Source organism: Marinobacter sp. EhC06 (genome assembly GCF_001650915.1).
Lineage (GTDB): Bacteria > Pseudomonadota > Gammaproteobacteria > Pseudomonadales > Oleiphilaceae > Marinobacter.
The window spans coordinates 653,841-678,958 of sequence record NZ_LXYO01000023.1 but is presented as its reverse complement, the minus strand read 5'-3'; the positions used below and the strand labels follow the sequence as shown (position 1 = coordinate 678,958).

The window sequence follows — 25,118 nt, the reverse complement described above, 5'->3', positions numbered from 1 at the left end:
CGCTGGCATCAGAGGTTCTTCAAGGTTGCCTCTAGTTCTGAAAGACTGTTGATTACAGCAGACGGTTGAATACCCCAATCTTCAAACACCTTGTTCGGATCCCTTTGAACCCAGATTGCGAGTAATCCTGCAGCTCGGGCCCCAATCACATCCCAAGCGTTACTGGACACAAGGCACAGGGGCTTTTCCCAAGAACCGGTTGCACGCCGGGCATAGGTGTAAACGGCAGGATCGGGTTTGAAACTCTTGATATCGTCTACCGATACCAGGCCTTCAAATTGGTCGAGCAAGTCGTTGTGCCCGAGCACTTTCTCCAGCGCTGGATAACCACCATTGGAGAATGCGAACAGCGGATACTGCCCTTTCAGTGTTTTCAGCGCCGGCAAGGCATCGTCAAACGCGGGCAGAGACAGGTAGGTCGCCATCAGGGCGTTTTCGCGCTCTTCGGACAGGGTCAGTTTGTGGGTGGCCATGGCGTAGCGCAGGGCTTGGCGGGTGCAGACACCGAAGTCTTCGTAGACTTTCATCAGGCCCTTGCGAAACGAGAACTCCAGTTGCTTCTCCCGCCAAAGCGCGGCCACGGCTTCTGCCCTGTCGCCCGCGTCTTCCGCCAGCAGGCGGGACATGCCCATGGGGTCGACCAGGGTTCCGTAGACGTCGAAAGCGAGGGTCATGCTCATCGGTGGGGCTCCTCATCCGGAAGGGGGTTCGGGGTCGTATACTGGATTCACAGTATCGGGATTTGAACGATCACTCAACACAGTCAGCGATGACGACAGTAATGACCAAAGGAGCGAAACCCACTCGCCGGCTATGACTATCCTCAGGACTTTGCTCGTTTTACTCGCGCTGGCCACCACTGCCGCCTGCGCCACCAGCACTCAACTCTACAGTCCCGGGCCATCAACCCTGGGCGCCGAACCGGTGACCGACTTCGACCGCTACCTCGAATCTGTCAAAGCCTATGTCGATACCAATCTGGTGCCGGTGGACGGGTTTGAGCGGGAGCAGCAGGTTCAGTGGAACCTGCCGTACCGGCTGGAACCGGCGGCGGGTTGCAGCTCCGGGGATCGTACCGGGATCCTATTGGTTCACGGCCTGAGCGATTCGCCCTTTGTGTTCCGGGATCTGGCCCGTTACCTGGCAGATCGCTGTGTTGAGGTCCGGACCCTGTTATTGCAGGGGCACGGCACCCGGCCCGGGGATATGGTGACGGCCAGCGCCGACGTCTGGCGCGATCAGGTACGCCATCACTTTGTTGCCCTGTCACAGGACGTAGACCGGGCGTTTATTGGCGGTTTTTCACTGGGCGGAGCACTGGCCACAGATTACGCGCTTTCAGAGACCGGGCCGCGGCCGGAAGGCCTGATTGCTATTGCACCGGCCTGGCAGCTTAACGGTTTGCGGGACTACCTCTGGCTGGCGCCCATCGCCGACGTGTTTGCTGATTTTGTAGAGAAGGAGCCCGAGCTTAATCCGGTGAAGTACGAGTCGTTTTCCTTCAACGCCGGCAGTCAGATCGGCGACGTCATATCGGCGGCCCAGGGCCGGATAATTCAGCAAGAAAGTATCGATATGCCTTTGTTCCTGGCCGCCACGGAGGCGGACTCGGTGATCAATCTCGAGTTTCTCGTCACGCAGTTCAGGGAACGGTTCAGCAACTCCGGGAACGCCATGGTGATCTTTCGGGATACCCGCACACCCTGGCCCGACGCGCAGGCCGATGAGCGCATCCGTTTCCTGAACAGCTATCTGCCGGATGCCAATATTCTGGAATTCTCTCACCAGTCGCTGCTGGTCGCGCCAGACAATGAACTTTATGGCCTGGGCGCGCCACTGCAGCGATGCCTGGAACCGAATAACATTTCCCTGGAGGGCTGCCGTCAATTACCGGAGGAGGATCTCTGGTTCAGTGCCTGGCACGACACGGAGCGTCCGGTGTATACCAGCCGGCTGACCTACAACCCCTGGTTCGAAGATCTGGCGGAGGCTGTTGGGACATTCATTCAGGCAAATGAATCCCGCGAGGCGCCATAGCGCCACCGAAGGCATCGGGTTACACTGCCATTCATGAACCCGATTGATACATTCAACCTGGACTTCCGGGCGCTCAGCACCTTTCTGGCGGTGCTTGATGAAGGCAGCGTGTCCCGCGCCGCCCTGCGGCTGGGCGTTACCCAGTCTGCGGTGAGTCACACCCTGGAACGCCTGCGCCAGGCCCTGGGAGACCCTCTGTTCGTGAAGTCCGGGCGCGGCATTGTGCCAACGCGCTACGCACTTCAGGCTGGGCCCCATATCCGCCAGATTCTGGACGACCTTCAATCGCTGTCCTCGGGCCCGCCGTTCAGCCCCGCCACGGCCGAGTTCACGTTCACCATTGCGGCCAATGACTACCAGCGGGATCTGCTGTTACCCGGGCTGGTGCGCACGTTGCGGAAAGAGGCTCCTGGCATCAGTCTCCAGGTTATTCCGTCCGGCATTCCCCGGGCTGATCTGTTGCGAAAGGATGTCTGTGATCTGGTGATTTCTCCACATGCGCCGGAGGCGACGGACATTATGCAGCGGGGCCTGATGGCCGATCGTATGGTGGTGTTCTACGATCCCGAACACCGGAAGCCGCCAGCGGATCTGCCGGAATACCTGAAGGCAGACCACATTGCCCTGTTGTTTGCCACGGGTGAAAAACCGACTGTGGAAACCGCCATGGACACTCGTGGCCTGGTTCGTCGCAATGTGGTGACGGTCTCCAACTTCTCCGGCCTGCCAGAGTTCCTCCGCGGCACCGACATGCTGGCCACGGCCCCGGAGGGCATGAGCAAACACTTACTCCGGGACTTCGCCTGGGTTCCGCTGCCCTTTGATTTCAAACCCTTCACCCTGCTGATGTTGTGGCATCGCCGCAATCAGAACGACCCCGCCCACAAGTGGCTGCGCAACCAGGTGAATGCCGTTGCCGCTACGCTCAACGGTCTGAAAGGTTAATCAATTAGTTTTGCTCATAGGTTGTATGAGCTTTGCTGGCGTTATCTTCAAGCGACCTGTGGCCTAGACTGCTCTCACTCCCCTATCGGCCGGGTCCGGTAAGGCTTTCCAAAACACGCTACGAGCACTTCCATGTGCGCTTGTTTCGGGCCATCCATGGCCCTCTACAGTTTTGGAAAGCCTTACCGAACCCGGCCTGTTGGGCCATCGAGATAACGCATTAGGAAATCCATGCTGACTTTGACCAGTGTCTGGACAACGGTACTTCTCGCCGCCGCTGTGGCCCTTGGGCCGCTGGCGACGGATATGTATCTGCCGGCACTGCCACAAATAGGTTCAGACTTTCGCACCGGCACCGATCAGGTTCAGCTGACACTGAGCCTGTATCTGGTGGGCTTTGCGATTGCTCAGCTGATTTGCGGTCCGTTGGCGGACCGTTTTGGTCGCAAACCGATCATGATCGGTGGTTTCGTGCTTTTCGCCATTGCCAGTATTGGCTGTGCCCTGGCGACGAACATCGAAACACTGATTCTGTGCCGTTTCCTGCAGGCCCTTGGCGGTTCTGCAGGCCCGGTTCTGGGTCGGGCGGCCATTCGGGATATCTATACGCCCCGCGAAGCCGCCAAGATTCTCGCCATCCTGGCCAGTATCATGGCCCTGGCGCCTGCGGTCGCGCCGACCATCGGTGGTCTGCTGACGGCCAGGCTGGGCTGGGCTTCGGTGTTCCTCGCCCTGGGTGGCTATGCACTGGTGATGGCCGTGGTGGTGGCCTTTGGTATTCCCGAGCCCATGCGTCCGGAGCATCGCCAGTCCCTGAAAATCGGCAGCCTGCTGCGGAACTACCGCACGATTGCGAAAGACATCAGCTTCCTGGGCTACACCCTGACTAATGCCCTGATCTTCTCCGGCCTGTTCGCCTTCCTGTCGGGCTCTTCGTTCGTGCTGATTGATTTCCTGGGCGTGCCGACAGAACAGTTCGGTCTGTACTTCGCCTGCATGGTGGCCGGCTACATTGTTGGCAATCTGACCGCCGTCCGTCTCGGCCGTCGGCTGCTGCCGGACCAGATCCTGGTTCGCGGCCTGATCATTGCCGTTGCTGGCGGCAGCCTTATGGCCGTGCTGGCACTGAGTGAACTGTTCAACGTCTGGGCAGTCATTCTGCCCCAGGCCCTGTTCATGATCGGCACCGGGATGGTCCTGCCGCAGACCATGGCCGGCGCCTTGGCTAACTTCCCCACCATGGCAGGCTCCGCCTCTGCCCTGTTCGGCTTCACCCAGATGGCCGTCGCCGCTGTTGCTGGCATGCTGGTCGGCCACCTGCACGACGGCACCTCTCTGGTCATGGCCTTGATCATCGCCGCCTGCGCAGCACTCGCCATGGCCTGTAATCTGCTGCTGGTTCAGCGTTATCCTGCGAAAGGTTTCGAACCACAAAGTGCCACTGGCAATTAAGGCAAAATCATCCAAAGTGGTCTACACAGAGTACGTAAGACTCTAAACCAGACACCGAGGAGCGAATACCATGAGCAGTGTTAACCTGGACGGCAATCCCATTGAATTGAGCGGCAAATTTCCCGAGACCGGAGACAACGCGCCTCCCTTTACCCTCACCAACAGCGGCCTGGAAGAGGTCAAGCTTGAAAGCTGGGCCGGTAAACGCAAAATCCTGAACATCATCCCCAGCATCGACACCGGCGTCTGCGCCGCCTCCACCCGGAAATTCAACGAAAAGGTCGGCAGCCTCGACAACACCGTGGTTCTGGTCGTTTCCGCCGACCTGCCTTTCGCCGCCGCCCGGTTCTGCGGTGCCGAAGGTCTGAAGAACGTCGAAACCCTCTCCACCTTCCGGAACTACAGCTTCCAGCAGGACTACGGCGTCGCCATCCAGGACGGCCCCCTGGCCGGTCTCTGCGCCCGGGCGGTGGTTGTACTGGATGAGAACAACAAGGTTCTCCACAGCCAGCTGGTTGGTGAGATCAAGGACGAGCCGGATTATGATGCGGCGTTGAAGGCGCTTTAGGCGCTCAAATTCAAAACCTGGCAGTTGGAAACACCACCAACGGTCTGGGCAAAGGTGTCGGAACGACTTACCAGGAGTGTGCATTGCCAGGGATGGCAATGCCAAGCTCCCAGGGATGGGTTCACGGCGTCTCCTGGTAAGTCGTTCCGGCGCCTTTGCTAACACCAAAAGCCAGACCTGTTAGAATCTCGCCTCCAAGCCAAACCGAAGGCCCCTGACGCCCCGTGCAGACCACCACCCAAAACCCATCCCTGGCCCGCCAGCTCTACAGCATGACCTGGCCCATGCTGTTCGGCGTGTTGTCCCTGATGACCTTCCAGCTGGCCGACAGTGCCTTCGTCGGTCAGCTTGGCCGGGATCCGCTGGCGGCACTGGGTTTCACACTGCCGATGCAGCAACTGATCATCGGCCTTCAGGTGGGTCTGGGCATTGCGACCACGGCGATCGTCTCCCGCACACTGGGTGCCGGCGATGAACTGCGCGCTTACCGGCTGGGCGGACTGATCATTACCGTTGGCGGCAGCCTCGTCTTCGTGATCTGCGTGGCTCTGTGGTTTCTGCAGGGGCACATCATGACCGCGCTTGGCGCGGAAGACTCACTTCTGCCCCTTATCCGGCAGTACTGGGTTCCCTGGCTGATGGCCGCCTGGACCGGAGCCTTCCTGTACTTCGGCTACAGCGTTTGCCGGTCCCACGGTGACACCAAATTACCGGGATACATGATGGTGGCCACGAGCCTGACCAACATCGCCCTGGACCCGCTCTATATCTTTGTTTTCGGCTGGGGACTACCTGGCGCCGCCTGGGCCACCATTACCTCTTTTGGTATCGGCTGCCTGGTCATCTACCCGAAACTCCTGAAACGCCAATGGGTGCGTTTCGATCTTCAGGAGCTTGCCCTCTGGAAGGCCCTGAAACAGCTCAACGGCATCATGGCCCCGGCCATGGTGAGCCAACTGATGCCCGCTGTCTCGGCTATGCTGGCAACGGCTCTTGTCGCCGGCTTTGGCTCCGCCGCCGTTGCCGCCTGGGGCCTGGGTACCCGCCTGGAATTTTTCTCCATCGTAGTGGTGCTGGCCCTGACCATGTCGATGCCGCCGATGATTGGCCGGTTATTGGGTGCCGGGGATATCGAGCAGATCCGTAAACTGGTGCGCCTTGCGGTCCGGTTTGTAGTGGTCTGGCAGCTAGCCATTGGCCTGACCTGGGTGGTGGCTTCCGGCTTGGTATCGGAGCTGTTCTCAAGCGACAGTGATGTGCAGGAGGTTCTGGCCGGCTATCTGGTGCGGGTGCCGCTCAGCTACAGCGGTCTGGGCGTGTGTATGCTGATGGTGTCGGTGTGCAATGCCCTCGGCCTGGCGATGCGGGCCCTGCTGGTGTCCACCCTGCGCCTGTTCCTGTGCTTCCTGCCCCTGCTCTGGATCGGTAGCCAGATCAACGGCGTCTTCGGGCTTATGAGTGGTGCGCTGGTGGGCAATCTGTTCGCCGGCGCCATGGCTTACAGCTTCTACCGGGCCGGCATGACGCGTTTGAAGGCGGAGCTCGCCTCAGGCAAAGCGTGAGCGGAAGCTCTCGGGCACCGGCACCACTTCCTTGCGGTGGTAGTTGAAGAAGACGAATCCGTATTTGGCCAGTGCCACCGGCTGGCCGCTCTCGGCCTTGGTGACCCGGAACACGAAATCCCCGCCATACTTGTTGAAGTCCATCAGACCCACTTCAAAGCGCAGCATTTCCGGGAAGAAGGATTCTGACTGGTACATGGTGGCCAGGTCGGTAACGATAATGCCGGTGCCGTCTTTGCTCGCTTCCTGGATACCGTAACTGACCAGGAACTGGGCCCGGGCTTCTGAGAGCATGGAGATCAGGGCGTCGTTGCCGAGGTGGTTGGCGCCGTTGATGTCGGTGATTCTGACGGGCATTCTGGTTTCGAAGCAGAAGACGTCGTCCGGGAAGGAGAGTTTGATTCGGGCCACGGGGGTTCCTGTTTTCACTGGGGATCTTGGGGCGAATCATACGCTGTTCGACTTTAGTGTTCATCTCGGGACGTTTTGTGTCAGATCGGTTATCTTGCCTTTTACCCTTGGCGCCTTTGGATTCGGTGTAGCGACGGCGGAGAAAGGCCTTCCAAAACACGCTCCTTGCGGCACGTCCATGTGACGCTTGACTGTCGCCATCCATGGCGACAGTCAGTTTTGGAAGGCCTTTCCCCGCCATCGTTCGTACTTTGTAGGCGCACTCTATTATAAAAACTGCGATTGGAGTTTTATGGATATTCGCCCTGCTGCCACCTTGGTTCTGGTTCGAGATACGGACGACGGCCTTGAAGTCCTGCTGCTGCAACGTACCTGGGACGCGGTGTTTATGCCCGGCTATTTCGTATTCCCCGGCGGACGGGTCGAGGAAAACGAGACTCACGGCCAGGACCATATTATCGGGCCCGGAGACGCCGAGATCAGTCAGACCATGAGTGTCGATGAGGGCGGCGCGGACTATATGTTGGCGGCGGTTCGGGAGTGTTTTGAGGAGTCCGGGGTTCTGGTTGCGGTGGATAAGCAGGGCAACCCGATATCCGGGGATCATCCGGCCCATGCGGACCGGAAGTCGGTGTTCGACGGCGATCTGTCGCTGGCCAGTCTGTGCAAAAAGCACGGGTTGGCGATTCCACTCGACCGACTGGCTTATCTGGGCCACTGGATTACGCCACCAGGTCCGCCACGGCGTTTCGATACCCGGTTTTTCGTGACGCCCGCTCCGGAAGGTCAATTGGCTGGGCACGACGGTGTCGAAACCATCGATCATGTCTGGATCCGCCCCGAGCAGGCCCTTGAGGACCATCGGCAGGGCCAACGGTTGCTGGGCTTGCCGACGATTCGGACGTTGCGGGTGCTCAACGGTTTTGACACCACCGAAGCACTGATGCGTTATGCCCACGCCAATCCTCCCGAGCCCTACCCCAACCAGCCCTGGCCAGCGGTCAAAAAGGGCAAGCCGGTGACGCTGGAACCCGGAGCGCCGGCCTATGATGAGGTGGCCAAGCTGGATCCGGAGGGTGAAGGCTCGACCCGGGCGGAGATTATTCCCGGTGAGCCGGTTGAGGTTGCGGCCCGGGTCACCCGGCTGACGGCGCCCAACCCGGGAATGATGACCGGGCCCGGGACCAACACCTACATTCTGGGCCAGGAACGCTTCACGGTGATTGACCCCGGCCCCGCCAACGAGCCCCATATCGAGCGGATTCTGGAGGTGACCGGGGGAGTGATTGATCAGGTTCTGGTGACCCACACGCACCAGGATCATTCGCCGGCCGTAGCGGCCCTGAAAGAGCGCACCGGTTGCCGGGTGTTCGGTTGGCCGGCGCCCCCGGGTGCCGGCCAGGACCAGACTTTCCGGGCCGACGATGAACCGGAGCACGGTGATCTGATTGTGACCGAAGCCGGGCTCCTGAAGGTGCTGCATACCCCGGGCCATGCCTCGAATCACCTGTGTTTTCTGCTGGTCGACCAGAAGCTGCTGTTCTCCGGTGACCACATCATGCAGGGCTCAACGGTGGTCATTAATCCGCCGGACGGCGACATGAAGGCCTACATCGAGTCGCTCTACGACTTGCTGGCCGAATCCATTCGCTACATTGCGCCAGCACACGGCTTTCTGATGGGGCATCCCGAAGCGGTGATCGATTTCCTCATCACCCACCGCCTGTCCCGTGAGCACAAGGTGGCCCGTGCGCTGGAAGCCCTGGCTCCAGCGGATCTGAAAGCTCTTACCGCAAAAGCCTATGACGATGTTCCGGCCGCCATCCACGGCCTTGCGGCACGGTCAGCCCTGGCGCATTTGCTGAAGCTGGAGGCCGAGCACAGGGCGTTCCGGGAGGACGATCTGTGGCATGCCGTACACGACAGCTAACGCGGGAGTAACGAAAGCACACGGGATTTCGCAAAACACCCATATTGTTAATCACTTTTCCGGCGTATAACTGTCTTCGTTATAACTTGCCCGGATTTCATGAAAGTGGCATTAAACCTTTGTCACAGCAGTATTCATGACCGCCAGAGGCACTCTATCCTTGAGCGCACACTGACGAACCGTGAGGAAATATGCTGTTTGAGCGGCTTCAAAAACCGTCCCGCCGGATCCTGCTGATAAGCCTGGTCATACCCTGGCTGTCGGCGCCTGTTCTGGCCGAAACCGATTCGGCAAAGGCCAGCAAAAAATCCGAAGTCCTGATCGCGGAACTGGCCGAGGACGAGAGCGTCGAAGACGTTGAACAGTCGGCCCCCCTGCAGACCAAAGGGAAGGACAACAAGGCCCGTAAGCCGGAAGCCCCACAGGGCGGAGTCGGTATCGATACCCCCTCAGCGGGTTCCCGCAAAGTGGCCCCGAATATCGATCTGAAGCAGGTTGCACCGCCACCGGAGGCACAGGTTTCAGCGCCCGCTGATACCGATGCAGATGCCGCAGAATCCGAGGTTATGGCAACCGAAGCGGTGGCCGAACCTGAGCCGCAACCCGAACCCGAAATTCGCGAGGGCAAGGTATTCACCCTGCTCGACAACGATGTCATGCCGGGCACGTCTACCCGCCTGGCCTGGACCCCCGGCATCCAGATTGCCGGTCTGTCCCAGACAACCCCGGTTCTGGTGGTCAACGGTATCAACGCCGGCCCAACGCTGTGCCTCACCGGTGCTGTTCACGGGGATGAGTTGAACGGCATCGAGATCATCCGCCAGACCATGTATGACCTGAACCCGGAGAAACTGTCGGGCACGGTCGTGGGTGTGCCGATTGTGAACCTGCCGGGATTCCAACAGGGCAGTCGTTATCTGCCCGATCGTCGAGATCTCAACCGGCATTTCCCAGGCAGCCCCAATGGCAGCCTGGCCGACCGGATTGCCCATTCACTGTTCGAGAACGTGATTCGCAAGTGCGACATGCTGGTGGACATTCACACCGGCTCACTGAAGCGCACCAATCTACCGCAACTTCGCGCCGACATGAATAACCCGGACGTGGCGGAATTCACCCGGGGCTTTGACCGCATGGCGGTGGTTCACAGCTCCGGTTCTGCGGGCATGTTGCGCACGGCCGCTGTGGAAGCCGGTATTCGCACCGTCACCCTGGAAGCCGGCGAATCCCACCGTATCCAACAGCACCAGATCAGCGCCGGCGTGAACAGCCTCACCAGCCTGATGGAACGCCAGGGCATGATCTCCCGAATGTTCGTGTGGGGCGATCCGGAGCCGGTCTACTACGATTCCGACTGGATCCGCGCGGACCACGGCGGGATCCTGTTCAGCGAAATTGAGTTGGGAGCAAACGTATCGGAAGGGGAGATTCTCGGTTACGTCTCCGATCCGATCACCAATGCCCAGCACCCCATCCGGTCCACCACCGATGGCCGGGTTATCGGTATGGCCGTGGACCAGGTAGTGATGGCCGGTTTTGCCGCCTACCACATTGGTACGGAGGCAGAAGTTCCCGGAGAGTAGTATGCTAGGCTTTTTTCGGGCATCACCAACCCAGAGGAGCCTTTGTGTCTTCCGAGAACGCCGGAGTTTTATCACGTATTCCCGGCCTGGCCTACATCGGTCTGGTTCTTACGCCGCTGTTCTGGGCCGGTAACGCGGTGGTTGCCCGGGGCACGGTAGAGAACATTCCGCCGCTCTCTATGTCGTTCTGGCGCTGGGTTATCGCCCTGGCCATCCTGCTGCCTTTCGGCCTGCCGGGTATCTGGCGCCACCGCCAGGTTATCCGCCAGCGATTCGGTTCCATGCTGGCCCTGGCGACCTTCAGCGTGGGGGCGTTCAATACCCTGCTGTACCTGGCGGCGACCACAACCACCGCTACCAATATTGCCCTGATCAACGCCACCATCCCCATTTTCGTGGCACTGCTGGCCTGGATTCTCCTCGGCGACCGCACCCGTCCGGTCCAGGCCTTCGGGATCGCACTGGCAATCACCGGCATCGTTACCGTGATTGCCCGCGGTGATCTATCGGTGCTCACCAGCCTTCAGGCCCAGCCGGGGGATCTGATCATGGTGGCGGCGGTATTCAGCTGGGGCCTGTTCTCGGTGCTATTGCGGCGACAGGCCGTGCCTCTGCCTGCGCTGACCTTTCTTACCACGCAGATTCTTCTGGGCACGCTGGTTGTGCTGCCGTTCTATCTGACGGATCTGATTTTCTTCTCCGGCGGCTTTGAGCTATCAAAAAGCACCGCCATGCCGTTGCTGTACTTCGCCATCTTCCCGGGGATCCTGGCCTATGGATTCTGGAACCACGGTGTGCATAAAATTGGCCCGGCCAGGGCGGCCATCTTCATGTACCTGACACCTGTGTTTGCCTCGATTCTTGCAGGCATTTTCCTGGCCGAATCCCTCGGCCTGTTTCATGTTATAGGCGGGGCGCTGATCCTGGCCGGGCTGGTGCTGGCCACGCAGACCCGGAAACGTACCACTACCCAACTCCAGAGCAGTTAGCAAAAGGAGACACCCATGATTAAATCTATCCCAGAAAATTCTCGCCCCTTCTTTTGCCTGGTTCTGGTCCTGTTGACCGCTGGCCTATCAGCACCGGTTGCGGCTGAACCTTGTGATCCCGAAGAGTCCAAGTGGGTACCTACCCGTTATTATCCAGCCGGCGCTGCGGTCTTTCACAAAGGCAGTTGGTATGAGTCCCGCGAATTGCACGAGGGCCTGGAGCCGGGTATTACGTTTGATTGGAAGGAGTTGGATTCTGTGCCGGACTGCCAGGGCCGGAAGCAAAAGGTTGATCAGGCCAACAATGAGGGCGACCCGGAAGGAACACCGACAGGAGCCAACCAAACCGCCGGTAAAAGCAAGCGGGGTGAGACGGCCTCTGGTATGTGCGTTCGACCGGATCCATGGCTCTTTTCCAAAAGCTACACGGTTGGCAGCCTGGTCACCCACGGCGGCCAGATCTGGGAGGCTATCCGGGCAACCAACGGCGATATGCCCGGCATGAACAAGCCTCCTCGCTGGCAACTGGTGGAGGATCATTGTTCCCTGGAAGGCCAACAGTAACGAGAAACGGACAACTAACTAGAGAGCCGCTTCGATGCGGCCAATGACCTCTTCCAGAATCGATCTGGCGCAGCCGATGTTCAGGCGCATAAAGCCACTGCCCGGGTCGCCAAAGGAGAGTCCGGGGTTCATGCCCACACGGGCTTCCCGGACAAAAAAGCGTTTCAGGCCCGCATCGTCCAGGCCCAGTTCGCGGCAATCCAGCCACATAAGATAGGTGCCCTCCGGTGCGGACACGCGAATGCCGGGCAGGCGCTGAGCAACAGCTTCCACCACATAGTCCCGGTTCGCCTGCAGATAGGCCATCAGATCGTCCAGCCAGGGACCGCCATGACGGTAGCCGGCCTCAAACCCGGCAATACTGAACGGATTGCACTGGGGCAGATGCATGGATTCAAACACAGCCTTCATTGCCTTGCGCCGGTCAGCATCGGGGATCACCAGGGCTGACAGGCCGAGGCCGGGCATGTTGAAACTCTTGCTCGGTGCCACCGCCGTTACCAGTGCATCTTCAGGACCGGCCAGGTTCGCCAGCATTGCGTGGCGCGGTTTATCCGGGAAAGTCAGGTCGCAATGGATCTCGTCGGACACCACCACCAGCTGGTGCCTGCGGGCGATATCCAGTACCGCCCTCAGCTCTTCCTCGGACCAAACCCGGCCCACCGGGTTATGGGGCGAGCACAGCAGCAGGATTCGGGCATCCGGGCGGGCAGCGCATTGCTCCAGATGATCAAGATCCATGCGGTAGTGGCCCGGGTCTCCGGTGACAGGATCCTCCGGCACCAGCGGGTTTTCGATCACCACCCGGCCACTGTGCCGCACCGAACTGAAAAACGGCGGATAGACCGGCGGCTGGATGATGACACCCTCACCGGGTCCGGCGTAGGCCATACACGCGGCGTTGATCGATGGCACCACGCCGGGCGCCATCAGTATCCACTCACGCCGGATCTCCCAGCCATGGCGACTGGCAAACCAGTCGATCATCGACTGGTAAAGACTGTCCGGAAACAGGGTATAGCCGTAAACCGGGTGTTCGGCCCGCTCCTTCAACGCACGGGTGACAGCCTCCGGTGCCGCGAAATCCATATCGGCCACCCAGACCGGGATAACATCCTCGGTGCCAAAAACCGCCTTGCGGGCATCAAATTTGACGGAACAGGTGTGTTCCCGGGAAACCGGTTTATCAAACGGGCTGGACACAGGGGCTCTCCAGGGCAGATAACAACATTGGGAAACGGTATTGTGGTGGGCCCGAAGGGTCATCGCAACCGTCGGCTCATGATGTCGCCACCGTGTTCATATCCGGCTTTGGTCGAACATCGGCGATAAACACTTGCCCAAGCAGGGCGATACTTGCGAACCTAACGGTTTATCCAATAAAAACTTCCAAACATTTCCCTGGAGCCTGTTCAATGATTGGCCAGATTCTGTCCACCATGTTGCCGGTGTTTCTGATCGCCGGTTGCGGCGCACTCTATGGCCGCTACCGGACGCCCGACATCCAGGGACTGAACGTTCTTAACATGGAACTGTTCGTGCCCATGCTGGTCTTCGCCGTTCTTGCTGACCAGCAGGCTCCGCTGCAGGAGTATGCCAGGCTTGCACTGGCCGCTACCGTGGTTGTGCTCGGATCGGGCATTGTGCTGTACCCGCTGGCCAGGGTTATGAAGCTGAACCTGAAGACCTTCCTGCCTCCGATGATGTTCAACAATTCCGGCAACATGGGCATTCCGCTGCTGGTGCTTGCCTTCGGTGATGAGGCCCTGCCGGCGGCCATCGTGTTGTTCATAGTGGAAATGCTGCTGCACTTTTCAGTGGGGCTGTACATGCTCGACCCCCATACCTCCATCGTAAAACGCCTGAAGCTACCCATCGTGTTTGCCAGTATTGCCGGGCTGTCGGTCAATCTCGGTGGCGTGCCCCTGCCGGAGTGGCTGCTGGAAACCCTGAACATGCTCGGCGGTGTGTGCATCCCGCTGATGCTCTTTGCCCTTGGCGTGCGCATGCTTGATATCGATTTCAGTGACTGGAAACTGGGTATGCTGGGCGCCATCGCCTGCCCCGCGAGCGGCCTGATCCTGGCGTGGCCGATGATTGCGGTTCTCGATCTTCCCGGAATGCAGGTAGCGGCGCTATGGGTATTCGCGGCCTTGCCGCCGGCCGTACTCAATTACATGGTGGCGGAACAGTATCGGCAGGAGCCACACAAGGTCGCCTCGCTGGTATTATTGAGCAATCTGGGCAGCCTTGTGGTCATGCCGGTTGTGCTCGGGCTGGTGTTTGCCGCCGGCTACGTCTGAGCATCTGCCCCAGTACCCGCTCTGTTAGCCGAGGAAGGACCCGATGTCTGAAACCGTTGCGGTGGTGCGCGCCTCCCGACCCAATTTCCTGGTACTCGCACCGCTATGTGCCGGCCTTGGCGTGGCGGTAGCCTGGCACCAGGGCGAGCCTCCAGCCCTGCTCAATACCCTGCTGGTCCTGATTGGCGCTCTGCTCGCCCATGCCGCCGTCAATCTGCTCAATGAGTACGAAGACTTTGTTTCCGGGCTGGATCTGATTACCCACCGTACGCCATTCTCCGGCGGCAGTGGCGCCTTGCCAGAGGTTCCCGCCGCCGCCCGGCAGGTCCTGCTGGCCGCCTTTGGCACCCTGGGACTGGTTGTCGCCATTGGTCTCTACTTTCTATGGCTCCGGGGTCTGCCCATGCTGGTACTTGGCGCCGCCGGAGTAGTTCTGGTGCTCACCTATACCCGCTGGATTACCCGCTCACCGGTGATTTGCCTGCTGGCTCCGGGGCTGGGATTCGGACCGGTGATGATTCTTGGCAGCCTGATTGCCCTGGGGGCCCGGCTGGACGCAACGGCTCTTACCGTTTCCACCATCGGCCTGCTGCTGGTCAGTGAGTTGCTGCTGATCAATCAGATACCGGATGCCGACGCGGACCGGAAAGTCGGGCGCCGACACCTGGTGATTACACTCGGAAAGACGGCCGCCGCCCGCCTGGTGGGGCTGCTGTTACTGGGCAGCTACGGCATTCTTGAGGCGGCAATCTGGATCGGCTGGTTGCCGCTGTGGACCGCTCTCGCGTTTGCGCCTCTGCCGGCGGCGATCTGGGTAAGCGTCAAGCTGCCCGGCGCGCTCAACCGCCCCGAACAACTCAACACACTCCTCGGCATCAACGTCGCGGTGCTGCTGGCAACCCTGGCGCTGCTGATCTGCGGACTCAGCCTTTAAACCGGAACACACTGACCCTGGAACGCAGCTGACCGGCCAGCACGGCCAGATCACGGCTGGCCCCGGCCACCTGCTCGGAACCGGCTGAGGTCTCCACCGTGGCATCATGGATGCGGCTGATATTGCGGTTAACTTCTTCTGCAACGGAACTCTGCTCTTCCGAGGCACTGGCGATCTGGGCATTCATGTCGTTGATGGCGCCCACCTCATTCCGAATTCGGGCCAGAGCAGCCTCCGCCTCGCTGGTCTTGTCCACCGTGGTACGGGCGAGCTCCCGACTGCTTTCCATAACCTCGGTCGCCTGGCCGGCGCCCGCCTGCAGGTTTCCAATCATCTCCTGAATTTCCCGGGTGGAATCCTGGGTCCGCGATGCCAGCGACCGTACTTCGTCGGCCACTACAGCGAATCCTCGTCCATGGGTGCCGGCGCGTGCCGCCTCGATCGCAGCATTCAGCGCCAGCAGGTTGGTCTGTTCGGCGATGGCGTTGATCACCTCAATGATCTTTTCGATATTGGCGCTGTCCTGGGACACGCGCTGCACGGTTTGCGTCGCCTGCTCCAGGGTTTCTGCCAGCTCCCCGATGGAGGCCGCGGTTTCCTGCACCACGCGATTGCCGCTCTCCACTTCGATGTCGGCTTTCTGGGTGGCGGTTGCCGCGCTGGCGGCAAAACCCGCCACTTCGTTCACCGTGGCGGCCATCTGGTTCACCGCCGTGGCCATCTGTTCCGCCTCGGTCGCCTGGAGACGTATCTGTCGGCTGTTGTTATCCGAAGTGCTTTCAAGTTCAGAGGAAGAAGTGGATAGCTCTTCGGCGGCAGACCCTACTTCCCGGATAATGCCGCCCAATCGCTCCACAGTGTCCTGCAGCGCGCCCATCACGCTATCCGGGTACCGTGTCTGGAGTTCCTGGTCCAGCTCACCATCGGCCAGCTGACGAATGGCCCGGGCAACGTCTTCGGGCTCACCGCCAAGAATCTTCTTCAATCGGCGAATGATCACCAGAGCCACCAGGGCTCCCAGAACCACCGCTAGACCGGTGACGGCCAGGTTCAACGCATTGAATGTACTCGCTGCCTCGCGAACCTCATCCACGCCGCCTGTAACCACCGCTTCCTGGTAATCAATAAAGGCATTTACCCGTTTCAGCCACTCCGAGTAGGCGCCAGAGACATCGCTGAGCAGAAATGCCCGGGCCTGGTCGATCTCTCCCGCCAGGCGAAGCTCGAGGAGGTCGTCGGTCAGCGTCAGGGCCCTGCGCTCGATCTCTTTGATCGCTGCCAACAGTTCCCTTTCCCGGCTGTTAGCGCCTTCTTCCCGGAACATCGTATCCATCGGGCCGGCGGAATCCCGGTAAAAAGCCTTCAGACGCTCAATGTCCGCGAGGTGTCGTTGCAGATCCCGGTCGTTCTCAACCAGTACTGCATCGCGAATGGCTATTGCCCGGTCATGGACACTGCCCCGAAAGTTAATGGCGTAGCGCTGCTTCACGGCGGCGCCATCACCCACGTCGGTCAGGGTCCTGTCGATAAAACCAACCCGATGATTACCAACCAGACTTATGGCAATCATCAGTGACAGAATCAGACCAAAGCCAAGGGCAAGGCGTTTCGCAACGGTGAGCTGGCTAAACATCATTAGACTCCGGGTACTTTTTATTGAATGAAGCTATGTGTTCTCCGAAAGTTGCAGTCTGGATCAATCAATGGAGAGAAACTTGCGGGTTTTTGACAATGCTTTTCATTACTGCAATCAATCTTTACATCCCGCCCCCACGCCTCTTGCAACTGGTCAGGCTTTGACCGATGGTAAAGGTCAGTTTCTCGCTGATTGCATTCACGATACGGAGGTCTTCACATGAGTGTTCTACTTCTGCTGATCAGTGCCCTGGTGCTGATCTACCTGGGTATAGGCGGCACCACAGCCGCTGCCGTCATGTCCATTGCGACCGTTGTGGGTCTGTTCCAGGATGAATGGCACCTGATCAGCATTCTTTGTGGCGGTGTACTGCTGGCGTTGGCGTTAATCCTTGTTATTCCCGGCGACTTGCGCCTCGACAAGCTCAGCCGCCCCCTGCTTGGCTGGGTGCGCAGCCGGCTGCCGAAACTCTCGGATACCGAGGCGGAAGCCCTGAAATCCGGCTCGGTGGACTGGGACGGCGAACTTTTCTCCGGCAAGCCCAAATGGAACAAGTTGCTGGACGCCAAACCGGCCCACCTCACCAGCGAGGAACAGGCTTTCCTGGACGGCCCGGTGGAAAAGCTGTGCGCCATGCTCGACGACTGGAAAATCACCCACGAGCAGTACGACCTGCCGGACAAGGTCTGGAAGTTTATCCGTGAGAACGGCTTTTTCGGGCTGGTGATTCCCAAAGAAGACGGTGGCCTGGGGTTCTCTAACACCGCCCATTCCGAAATCGTCATGAAGATTTCCACCCGCAGCGTGTCTGCGGCTGTCACCGTTATGGTGCCCAACTCCCTCGGCCCCGGCGAGTTGCTGATGCACTACGGCACCGACGAGCAGAAACAGCACTATCTGCCCAGACTCGCCGGCGGCGACGAGATTCCCTGTTTTGCCCTTACATCCCCGGTAGCCGGCTCGGACGCGGGAGCGATTCCGGACAAAGGTATCGTCTGCAAAGGTCAGTGGAACGGCAAGGAAGTGCTGGGCCTGAAAGTCACCTGGAATAAGCGTTACATCACGCTCGCACCGGTGGCGACACTGATTGGCCTGGCCATCAAGGTCTACGATCCGGACGAGCTATTGGGCGATTCGGATGAGATCGGCGTGACCTGTGTGCTGGTGCCGAAGGACACCGACGGCGTCAACGCCGGTGCCCGCCACCTGCCCATGAACACCGTCTTCATGAACGGTCCAACCTGGGGCAACGACGTGTTCATCCCCATGGAACAGGTCATCGGCGGCCAGGACATGCTCGGCAAGGGCTGGACCATGCTGCTGGAATGCCTGTCCATTGGCCGTTCCATCTCGCTGCCCGCCCTTGGCACCGGTGCCGGCAAGGTGGCCAGCCTGGCCACCGGCTCCTACGCTTACACCCGGGAACAGTTCGGCCGCACCATCAGCCAGTTTGAAGGGGTTCAGGAAGCCCTGGAGCCCATCGCCGGTTACACCTACATGATGGACGCAGCCCGGCTGCTGACCTCCGGCATGCTGGACCGGGGCGTGCGGCCCTCGGTGCCATCCGCCGTGCTGAAATACCGCAACACCGATCTGATGCGGGAAGTCATCAACCACGCCATGGACGTGGTCGCTGGCCGGGGCGTCATCACCGGTCCCCGGAACTTCCTGGCCCGGGCCTATCAGGCGGTGCCCATCGGTATCACCGTCGAGGGCGCCAATATCCTCACCCGCAGCCTGATGATCTTCGGCCAGGGCTCTATCCGCTGCCATCCGTTCATTGTTGAGGAAATCGAAGCCGCGGGTATGGAAGATGAAGACAAAGCCGCGAAAAAGTTCGACGGCATTTTCTACCGCCATCTGGCCCACACCACCCGCAACGCGCTTCGGGCGCTTCTTCTGGGGTTGACCCGTGGCTGGATTGAATCTGTGCCACGGCAGGGCGATATCAAACCCTGTTATCGTCAACTGGCCCGCTTCTCCGCGGCTTTCGCCCTGATGACCGATGTCACCCTGCTAACAGTCGGTGGCGGCCTCAAGGCGCGCCAGCGGCTCTCCGGCCGCATGGCCGACTGCCTGGTTCAGCTGTATTACGCCACCGCCGTGATCAAACAATGGCATGAAGAAGGTTACCCGGATGATCAGCGGCCGCTGGTGGAATGGTGCCTGAAAACCTGCCTCCGGGATCTCCAGGGCTCCATGCGCGAGGCAATCATCAACTTCCCGGTACCGGCCCTGCGCTGGCCCTTGCGCCTGCTGGTGTTCCCGCTGGGTGCCACCGGTCTTAACGGTCCGGACGACAAGCTGGGCGCGAAGGTCGCGGAATCCATCGTCAAAGACACCCCGGTGCGCCAACGCATCAGTCGCGGTGCCTACACCACCATGGACCCGGAAGACCCACTCGGGCGTGTCCTCAATGCCTACAAACTCGCCAACGAGACGGCGGACATGCGCAGCCGACTGCATGACGCCATGCGTAACCGCGATGAAGACGAACTGGGCGGCATAGACCTGCTGATGGGCCATCAGCGCAAGGAACTGGTGGACTGGGCCTGTGCCCAGGGCGTGGTCAAGGCAGACGAGTGCGACAAACTGCTGGAAGCACTGGAAGCGCTTTACGATGTGATTCGCGTGGATGCCTTCGATGCCGATGGCCTGAAAGCGCTGTCCCGGTGCGCCAAGGGCAAGCGCAAAGTGGTCGAACGGCCACCCAGAGATGAGAAATAAGGTACGGGCCGGTCGATGAGCGATCTTGCAGATTTGCGTCCCAATGAGGAGGCCGTGGAACTGGAACCGGCCTCTGACGCCACGTTGCGATTCATCGGTGCCATCCGGACCCCCTGGCGTGATCGCAAGGATTGCCCTCGCCAGGGCAACCTCGATGGACCGGAATGCCAGCTGGTTCTGGATCCTGTCTGGCACGACGCGCTGAAGGGGCTCGAAGACTACGACACCATCGAGGTGCTCTACTGGCTGGACCAGAGCCGCCGGGATCTGGTCCGGCAAAGCCCCAGAAGCGACGGCGAGACCTTCGGCACCTTTGCCCTGCGCTCCCCGGTTCGGCCCAATCCGATTGGCACGTCCATGGTCAAACTGGTTCGTATAGAAAAAGGGACCCTGATCGTGCGCGGCCTGGACTGTCTGGATGGCACGCCACTGCTGGACATCAAACCAGACCGCTGCGCCTTCAGCCCGAAGGCGCCGCCAAAAGCCGACTCCTGATGGCCTCATCCACCAGCCAGCGCCGAAGCGTCTGGATCCCCCGCTCCTGCCGCCGGCTGGTCTTCCAGGCAAAATAGAAGGTGTCACCGGTTGCCACCGAATGGGCCGGCAGACGCACAAAATCTTCCGAATCCCGACGCGTACTCAGCATGTAGTCGTTGGTCAGCGCCACCCCCTGATGGAACCGTGCCGCCTCAAGCGCCAACAGCATATGGCTGAAATGCTGCACCCGCGCGGCGCCGGGTAGGCGCTCATCCACCGCCGCATACCACGCCTGCCAGTCTCCGCCCGCACGGTCGAAAATACTGTGGGTCGACAGCAACGGAAACCGAGCCAGCTCCTCCGGCGACAACGGCGGCTCATCCCGCTGCTCCGGCTGATCATCCCGCCCCAGCTCCCGGCGCATACGCTTCCAGTAATCCTGACTGCAAACCGGAAACAGCCGCTCCTCATACAGCTTGTCATAGCTGAACGCGGAGGCATCCGTGCGAATGGTAATAAAACAATCCGCCACCCGGTCCGACAACACCGGGTTCCCACTGCTCATCTCAAGCGCCAGATCTAGCTGCGGATGCAGCCGCTGCAGGTAAGGCAACCGCGGTACCAGCCAGCGCACGGCAAACGAGCTGAACACCGACAACCGGATCCTGGCCTCCTCATGCCCCACTAACTGCTCACTGGCCCGCTCAATCTGCAACAACGCTGAGCTGACCGCATCCAGGTACTGGCGCCCCTGATCAGTCAGCGACAGCGTCCGGCCACTGCGCCAGAACAGCTGCTCTCCAAGGTAGGTTTCCAGCTGTTTGATCTGGTGGCTAACCGCACTCTGGCTCACCGCCAGCTCATCGGCAGCAAGGGAAAAGCTGTTGAGACGGGCAACGGCTTCGAAGACAGGCAGAGCTTTCAGGGGTGGCAGTTTCATTATCTAATTTTCTAATGGCTATCGAATAAAGATCATTTTATCGGATATTAAAACCCAAATAGAATTCCTGAGCCAGTTAGGGGAGTCCGGGCAGGAAATGGCTTCCGAAAATGCTCGGAGCCAGGGAAGGCGGAGAGCAAGCGTACATGGATGTACTCGCAGCGGTTTTCGGAAGCCATTTGCTGACCGGGCTCATGCACCCAAAGTTGAAGAATTGAGGAGAAAAAAATGTCAGGAAAAACCGTAAACAGCGCCATCCTGCTGCTGGTGATCGGCAACGCCATGGCGTTGATCTCTGACGTGTTCATCAAACTCCTCGAGCCCGGCGCGCCGGTTTTCCAGTTCGCCTTCCTGCGTTGCCTGATCACCCTGGCCTTTCTGCTGCCACTGGCAAAACAGCTGGACCGGAAAAACCTGTTCGCCGGCCTGAAAATCCACACCTTCCGGGCCCACATCCACCTGGCCGGCATCCTGTGCATGGTGATAGCCCTGGGTAACCTGCCGCTGGCGACTGCCAACGCCGTCTTCTATGCCGCGCCCATCCTGGTGATGGTGCTCTCTGTGTTCCTGTTCCGGGAAAAGCTGACACCACTGAGCGTCACCGCCGTCTTCAGCGGCTTTGCCGGCATTGTGCTCATCCTGCGGCCGGTGGAATTCAACTGGGCGGCCGTGGCAGCCCTTGGCTCGGCCTTTGCCCTGGCCATCAACGCCGTGCTGGTCCGGAAACTGCCAAAACAGCAGAGCACCGTCCACAAACTGTTCCTGAACTACCTGCTGATTCTGCCAGCGGCCGGGGCCTTGGCCTGGTGGGAAGGCGCGCAATGGGATTCGGGCATCCTGATCGGCGCCATGGGTTCGGCCCTGTTCATTCTGGGCTACAACATTACCGTACTGCTGGCCTACCGCCAGGTGGACGCCAACCAGGTCACCAGCGCCGAGTACACCGGTCTGATCTGGGCCGTGGGGATTGGCTGGATCTGGTTCGGAGAGGTGCCCGACCTGTGGTTCCTGGCCGGCAGCCTGATGATCGTGGTGCCTTTGCTGCTGATCGGGTTGCAGCATCGGCGCAAGGCGCCTGCGAGGGGGTTCAATCCGGCCCCGGAGCGGCAGGGGCTCCGGAACCGGGGTGGCCTACTCAGCGCCGGGAAGAGTCAATGAGCACAGAGGTATCGTAAATGATCCGACCAATCCGGGCCTCCGGCGGCAATCCGTCACCATAGCCCAGCTTGATGCGGTAGTGGCCCGAATGGTGGCGATCCCAGTCACGCCGGCGGTCATGCCTGTCGCGATAGACATCGCGCTTGTGCTTCTTGCCCCATTTGCGCTTGTCGCCATGGTAGCGATGGCGATCGTGGTGTGTTCGATCCCATTTATGCTGCTTGTAGTGCCGGGGCTTGTGATGGTGTCGATTATAACGGTCGTCGCGGTAATGGGCCTGCAGGAACTTTTTCTGGTGGCCCGGAGGTACGGCTTTGCCGCGTTCATGGTGTTTTTGCCAGCCCTGACCCCGGCGGTCATCGTCGTCGGCCATCACCGGAGCAGACGCCATCAGGAATGCCGTTACCAGGCTTCCGATCAACAATCGCTTCATGATGATTCTCCCGTTCTGTTCAGAGACAGATCTCGCATCCGGACCCAGTGCCGGATGCCTCTGAACCCAGATTATCGAACCGGGAGAGAATGTCAGCGCCCCGAAGCCGGCTTTGCAGGATCTTTACGAAACGCCCGGTCTGCTTGACGTTCTAATGTCCCTGCGTGTCGTTTTTAACGGCAGACTTCAGGTGGGATTCAATGGCAAAGGTGTGGGGGCAATCGGCACCAAGCGCGCGCAGCGATTCAGCCAGCCTCAGCAGATACTCGGCATTGGGACCGCTGGGGCCAGAGGCAGAGGCGATCTGGCGGGCAATATCGGCATCCGGCGCATGGCCCAGGAAGGCCTCGTTGTCTTCGGTGGCAATATAAACCAGACCCTCGGCATGGCTGCCATCGTCGAAGGTAAGCGTGGTGCTCAGGCGCAGATAACCGTTCTTTTCCCGGACATCCAGGTGTTCGAATACATTGGGCGACACCCTGAACGCCATGCCCTTGCAGACAGCATTCGGCTTCTCGACCAGGGTGACCACCCGGCCCGGCGACTCTGGGGTTCCCCGGTGGTCGTGCGATCCCTGCCAGAACCGCCGCTCCCAGCCCCGAATCGACGCCGGGCGCTGCTCCAGGAAGGGAAAATCGACCTTGTAGATCAGGGAGCCATAACCAAACAGCCAGACCGACTCTACGCCCGCGAAATCGTATCGTTGGCGATTGTGCTCAATGGTATTGGCAGACATCAGGCACCCTGCAGCAAGAACGGAACGGGGAATACTCTAGGTGGACGCGATAAAACCTGCAATGCCCGTCAGCACGATTTCAGCGGCCATGGCGGAGAGAATCAGACCACTGATCTTGGACATGATGTTCAGGCCAGTCTTGCCCAGCACCTTCTCAAGGTAACCCGATAAGTGCAGCAATACCGCCAGGATCAGCAAGCTGGATACCAGCCCCAGGAGCCCGCCGGCCACTTCGGATACCCGGTTGAGTTCGGCACCGTACACCATGATCGCACCAATGGTGGCCGGGCCAATCATCACCGGAATGGCCAATGGCACAACTGCAATGTCATCCCGATCCTCATCGGGCAGTCCGGTGGCATGATTGCGGGTACCACTGGTCACCAGGCTGATGGCGGTCAGGAACAGCAGACAGCCAGCACCAATTCGAAACGAATTAAGCGTGATACCAATAGCGCTGAACAGCAACGGACCGGCAAAGAACAGAATCACACCCATCAAAAATGCCGAAACGCAGGCACGGCGGATAATCGATGTCTTCTCGCTTGCGGGCAGGCCCCGGGTCAGCGCCAGGAACATGGTCACCACGAAAAACGGCGCCAGCAGGAACAGAAAGCGAATGGTGCTGCTGATGTAAGTGGAGAAAAAGGTTTCGAGCATTCCGGGTATTCCAGCGGTCAATGAAAGCGGGCAAGCATAGCTTGCTACTACATTTTCTGCCGTAAGGAAGTGAACGTATGGCGGGGCTCAAGCCGGAATAAAGCGACCAGACGGTTCAGGGAGAGAGTTCTTCCAGGTAGGTTTCGCCATCGGCGTACAGCGAGGCGAACTCCTCCTCGGGCACCACGGTGACCGCAATCTCCGGTTCATGGTCGCCACCGCCGAGCAGCACGCCCCGCATCGGCGTGATATCGGAAAAGTCCCGGCCCCAGCCGAGGGTGATGTGTTCCAGATCCGGCCTCAGGGCATTGGTGGGGTCCAGCTCCAGCCAGCCGAAATCCGGCACGAACATGGCCACCCAGGCATGGGTGGCATCGGCGCCGACCAGACGCTCCTTGCCCTCGGGCGGATGGGTGAGGATATAACCGCTCATGTAACGGGCCGCCAGGCCCACCGAGCGCAGGCAGGCAATCATGATGTGGGAGAAATCCTGGCAGACCCCGCGACGGGCCTTGAACGCCTGCTCGACCGGGGTGAAGGTTTCCGTTGCCGTCGCATCGAAGCGGAAGTCGCGATGAATCATCCGCATCAGGTCCTCCGCCGCTTCCACCAGCGGGCGCCCCGGCAGAAACGCCTCGCGGGCATAGGCGGCGTACTGCGAATCGATGGGCACATTGGTGGACACAAACCGGAAGGCCGTGGCCTGAAGATGGTCCGGCGAGAACTTCCTGTCGGCGCGATAACGCAGGCTGTCGCGCACGATTTCCCAGGGGACTTTTGCAGCGGCTGCCGAGGGCTTTGGCCGTTCACGAAGCTCCACCCAGAATTCGCTGATGATCCCCAGGTACTCGTGGTCGGCGGTGAAATGAATCTTGGTAATCCGGTTTCCGAAGCAGTCGAGAAACGAGCGCCTTGCCGAAGGTTCGGGTGAGATCGCCAGATGATGCTCAAGATTCCTCTGCCAGGGCAGCGCCCGCGGCGTGAGCCTCAGCAAATGGTGGGACTCCCCCACCACCTGATCGTACTGGTAGAGGGTCTCATGACGCACATGGTAACGGACAAATGTCATGACA

General features: G+C 60.0%; 23 protein-coding genes. 14 read left to right on the top strand and 9 right to left on the bottom strand.

The features are described 5' to 3' along the window. Window positions 1-8: 8 nt before the first annotated feature. The gene (locus A8B84_RS12985) at window positions 9-680 is read right to left on the bottom strand and encodes a haloacid dehalogenase type II (RefSeq protein WP_064229569.1); all 672 of its coding nucleotides are present in this window, start codon (window positions 678-680) and stop codon (window positions 9-11) included. A gap of 151 nt (window positions 681-831) precedes the next feature. Here A8B84_RS12985 and A8B84_RS12980 point away from each other — a divergent pair, with 151 nt between their 5' ends. The 5 genes from A8B84_RS12980 to A8B84_RS12960 all read left to right on the top strand — a co-directional run bounded on the left by A8B84_RS12980 (window position 832) and on the right by A8B84_RS12960 (window position 6,564). Continuing rightward, on the top strand, window positions 832-2,037 hold the full coding sequence (locus A8B84_RS12980; protein WP_227512817.1) for an alpha/beta hydrolase: 1,206 nt from the start codon (window positions 832-834) through the stop codon (window positions 2,035-2,037). 33 nt (window positions 2,038-2,070) lie between these two features. Further along, window positions 2,071-2,982, top strand: a complete 912-nt coding sequence (locus A8B84_RS12975) for a LysR family transcriptional regulator (RefSeq protein WP_064229567.1) — start codon at window positions 2,071-2,073, stop codon at window positions 2,980-2,982. A 231-nt stretch (window positions 2,983-3,213) separates the two neighbouring features. Beyond that, the gene (locus A8B84_RS12970) at window positions 3,214-4,434 is read left to right on the top strand and encodes a Bcr/CflA family multidrug efflux MFS transporter (protein ID WP_064229566.1); all 1,221 of its coding nucleotides are present in this window, start codon (window positions 3,214-3,216) and stop codon (window positions 4,432-4,434) included. Between the two features lie 70 nt (window positions 4,435-4,504). After that, window positions 4,505-5,002: a thiol peroxidase gene (gene tpx / locus A8B84_RS12965; protein ID WP_064229565.1), complete on the top strand. Its 498-nt coding sequence runs from the start codon at window positions 4,505-4,507 to the stop codon at window positions 5,000-5,002. A gap of 224 nt (window positions 5,003-5,226) precedes the next feature. Continuing rightward, window positions 5,227-6,564, top strand: coding sequence for an MATE family efflux transporter (locus tag A8B84_RS12960; RefSeq protein ID WP_227512816.1), 1,338 nt, complete (start codon window positions 5,227-5,229; stop codon window positions 6,562-6,564). Here the strand turns inward: A8B84_RS12960 and A8B84_RS12955 are convergent. Continuing rightward, entirely contained in the window at window positions 6,550-6,975 is a 426-nt protein-coding gene (locus A8B84_RS12955) for a thioesterase family protein (RefSeq protein ID WP_008172718.1), read from the bottom strand. The genes A8B84_RS12960 and A8B84_RS12955 overlap by 15 nt on opposite strands. A 292-nt stretch (window positions 6,976-7,267) precedes the next feature. Here A8B84_RS12955 and A8B84_RS12950 point away from each other — a divergent pair, with 292 nt between their 5' ends. From A8B84_RS12950 to A8B84_RS12935, 4 genes are all read left to right on the top strand, one after another. Further along, window positions 7,268-8,905 (top strand): MBL fold metallo-hydrolase, encoded by a 1,638-nt coding sequence (locus tag A8B84_RS12950; protein ID WP_064229564.1) that lies wholly within the window; start codon window positions 7,268-7,270, stop codon window positions 8,903-8,905. Window positions 8,906-9,096: 191 nt separating this feature from the next. Further along, window positions 9,097-10,488 carry a succinylglutamate desuccinylase/aspartoacylase family protein gene (locus A8B84_RS12945; protein ID WP_064229563.1) on the top strand — a complete coding sequence of 464 codons (1,392 nt, stop codon included), beginning with the start codon at window positions 9,097-9,099 and terminating at the stop codon, window positions 10,486-10,488. 44 nt (window positions 10,489-10,532) lie between these two features. After that, window positions 10,533-11,477, top strand: coding sequence for a DMT family transporter (locus A8B84_RS12940; RefSeq protein ID WP_064229562.1), 945 nt, complete (start codon window positions 10,533-10,535; stop codon window positions 11,475-11,477). Window positions 11,478-11,492: 15 nt separating this feature from the next. Beyond that, window positions 11,493-12,041, top strand: coding sequence for a carbohydrate-binding protein (locus A8B84_RS12935; RefSeq protein WP_064229561.1), 549 nt, complete (start codon window positions 11,493-11,495; stop codon window positions 12,039-12,041). 18 nt (window positions 12,042-12,059) lie between these two features. On the opposite strand, the gene A8B84_RS12930 is transcribed toward A8B84_RS12935, so the two are convergent. Beyond that, window positions 12,060-13,244: a MalY/PatB family protein gene (locus A8B84_RS12930; protein ID WP_064229560.1), complete on the bottom strand. Its 1,185-nt coding sequence runs from the start codon at window positions 13,242-13,244 to the stop codon at window positions 12,060-12,062. Between the two features lie 212 nt (window positions 13,245-13,456). Here A8B84_RS12930 and A8B84_RS12925 point away from each other — a divergent pair, with 212 nt between their 5' ends. Continuing rightward, the gene (locus A8B84_RS12925; protein WP_064229559.1) at window positions 13,457-14,344 is read left to right on the top strand and encodes an AEC family transporter; all 888 of its coding nucleotides are present in this window, start codon (window positions 13,457-13,459) and stop codon (window positions 14,342-14,344) included. A 43-nt stretch (window positions 14,345-14,387) separates the two neighbouring features. Next, window positions 14,388-15,278: a prenyltransferase gene (locus tag A8B84_RS12920; protein WP_064229558.1), complete on the top strand. Its 891-nt coding sequence runs from the start codon at window positions 14,388-14,390 to the stop codon at window positions 15,276-15,278. Here the strand turns inward: A8B84_RS12920 and A8B84_RS12915 are convergent. Continuing rightward, a complete protein-coding gene (locus A8B84_RS12915) occupies window positions 15,268-16,911 on the bottom strand; it encodes a methyl-accepting chemotaxis protein (RefSeq protein WP_064230097.1) in 1,644 nt (547 codons plus the stop codon). The two genes, A8B84_RS12920 and A8B84_RS12915, sit on opposite strands and share 11 nt — an antisense overlap. A 222-nt stretch (window positions 16,912-17,133) precedes the next feature. On the opposite strand from A8B84_RS12915, the gene A8B84_RS12910 reads away from it, so the two are divergent. After that, a complete protein-coding gene (locus A8B84_RS12910; RefSeq protein WP_064229557.1) occupies window positions 17,134-19,641 on the top strand; it encodes an acyl-CoA dehydrogenase in 2,508 nt (835 codons plus the stop codon). Between the two features lie 15 nt (window positions 19,642-19,656). Continuing rightward, window positions 19,657-20,136: a tRNA (N6-threonylcarbamoyladenosine(37)-N6)-methyltransferase TrmO gene (tsaA, locus tag A8B84_RS12905; RefSeq protein ID WP_064229556.1), complete on the top strand. Its 480-nt coding sequence runs from the start codon at window positions 19,657-19,659 to the stop codon at window positions 20,134-20,136. Here the strand turns inward: tsaA and A8B84_RS12900 are convergent. After that, the gene (locus tag A8B84_RS12900; protein WP_064229555.1) at window positions 20,102-21,058 is read right to left on the bottom strand and encodes a LysR family transcriptional regulator; all 957 of its coding nucleotides are present in this window, start codon (window positions 21,056-21,058) and stop codon (window positions 20,102-20,104) included. The two genes, tsaA and A8B84_RS12900, sit on opposite strands and share 35 nt — an antisense overlap. 228 nt (window positions 21,059-21,286) lie before the next feature. On the opposite strand from A8B84_RS12900, the gene A8B84_RS12895 reads away from it, so the two are divergent. After that, complete coding sequence (locus A8B84_RS12895) at window positions 21,287-22,216, top strand: DMT family transporter (protein WP_064229554.1); 930 nt, start codon at window positions 21,287-21,289, stop codon at window positions 22,214-22,216. Here the strand turns inward: A8B84_RS12895 and A8B84_RS12890 are convergent. The 4 genes from A8B84_RS12890 to A8B84_RS12875 all read right to left on the bottom strand — a co-directional run bounded on the left by A8B84_RS12890 (window position 22,194) and on the right by A8B84_RS12875 (window position 25,114). Continuing rightward, entirely contained in the window at window positions 22,194-22,649 is a 456-nt protein-coding gene (locus tag A8B84_RS12890) for a hypothetical protein (protein WP_064229553.1), read from the bottom strand. The two genes, A8B84_RS12895 and A8B84_RS12890, sit on opposite strands and share 23 nt — an antisense overlap. A 151-nt stretch (window positions 22,650-22,800) precedes the next feature. Next, complete coding sequence (locus A8B84_RS12885) at window positions 22,801-23,385, bottom strand: gamma-glutamylcyclotransferase (protein ID WP_064229552.1); 585 nt, start codon at window positions 23,383-23,385, stop codon at window positions 22,801-22,803. A 36-nt stretch (window positions 23,386-23,421) separates the two neighbouring features. Next, window positions 23,422-24,045, bottom strand: coding sequence for a MarC family protein (locus A8B84_RS12880; RefSeq protein ID WP_064229551.1), 624 nt, complete (start codon window positions 24,043-24,045; stop codon window positions 23,422-23,424). A 115-nt stretch (window positions 24,046-24,160) separates the two neighbouring features. Continuing rightward, window positions 24,161-25,114, bottom strand: coding sequence for a transglutaminase family protein (locus A8B84_RS12875; protein WP_064229550.1), 954 nt, complete (start codon window positions 25,112-25,114; stop codon window positions 24,161-24,163). Window positions 25,115-25,118 lie beyond the last annotated feature (4 nt).

Coding starts and splice junctions, on each gene's coding strand:
- A8B84_RS12985 (WP_064229569.1), bottom strand. CDS start 680: ATGAGCATGACCCTCGCTTTCGACGTCTACGGAACCCTGGTCGACCCC.
- A8B84_RS12975 (WP_064229567.1), top strand. CDS start 2,071: ATGAACCCGATTGATACATTCAACCTGGACTTCCGGGCGCTCAGCACC.
- A8B84_RS12970 (WP_064229566.1), top strand. CDS start 3,214: ATGCTGACTTTGACCAGTGTCTGGACAACGGTACTTCTCGCCGCCGCT.
- tpx (WP_064229565.1), top strand. CDS start 4,505: ATGAGCAGTGTTAACCTGGACGGCAATCCCATTGAATTGAGCGGCAAA.
- A8B84_RS12950 (WP_064229564.1), top strand. CDS start 7,268: ATGGATATTCGCCCTGCTGCCACCTTGGTTCTGGTTCGAGATACGGAC.
- A8B84_RS12945 (WP_064229563.1), top strand. CDS start 9,097: ATGCTGTTTGAGCGGCTTCAAAAACCGTCCCGCCGGATCCTGCTGATA.
- A8B84_RS12935 (WP_064229561.1), top strand. CDS start 11,493: ATGATTAAATCTATCCCAGAAAATTCTCGCCCCTTCTTTTGCCTGGTT.
- A8B84_RS12925 (WP_064229559.1), top strand. CDS start 13,457: ATGATTGGCCAGATTCTGTCCACCATGTTGCCGGTGTTTCTGATCGCC.
- A8B84_RS12920 (WP_064229558.1), top strand. CDS start 14,388: ATGTCTGAAACCGTTGCGGTGGTGCGCGCCTCCCGACCCAATTTCCTG.
- A8B84_RS12915 (WP_064230097.1), bottom strand. CDS start 16,911: ATGTTTAGCCAGCTCACCGTTGCGAAACGCCTTGCCCTTGGCTTTGGT.
- A8B84_RS12910 (WP_064229557.1), top strand. CDS start 17,134: ATGAGTGTTCTACTTCTGCTGATCAGTGCCCTGGTGCTGATCTACCTG.
- tsaA (WP_064229556.1), top strand. CDS start 19,657: ATGAGCGATCTTGCAGATTTGCGTCCCAATGAGGAGGCCGTGGAACTG.
- A8B84_RS12900 (WP_064229555.1), bottom strand. CDS start 21,058: ATGAAACTGCCACCCCTGAAAGCTCTGCCTGTCTTCGAAGCCGTTGCC.
- A8B84_RS12895 (WP_064229554.1), top strand. CDS start 21,287: ATGTCAGGAAAAACCGTAAACAGCGCCATCCTGCTGCTGGTGATCGGC.
- A8B84_RS12890 (WP_064229553.1), bottom strand. CDS start 22,649: ATGAAGCGATTGTTGATCGGAAGCCTGGTAACGGCATTCCTGATGGCG.
- A8B84_RS12885 (WP_064229552.1), bottom strand. CDS start 23,385: ATGTCTGCCAATACCATTGAGCACAATCGCCAACGATACGATTTCGCG.
- A8B84_RS12880 (WP_064229551.1), bottom strand. CDS start 24,045: ATGCTCGAAACCTTTTTCTCCACTTACATCAGCAGCACCATTCGCTTT.
- A8B84_RS12875 (WP_064229550.1), bottom strand. CDS start 25,114: ATGACATTTGTCCGTTACCATGTGCGTCATGAGACCCTCTACCAGTAC.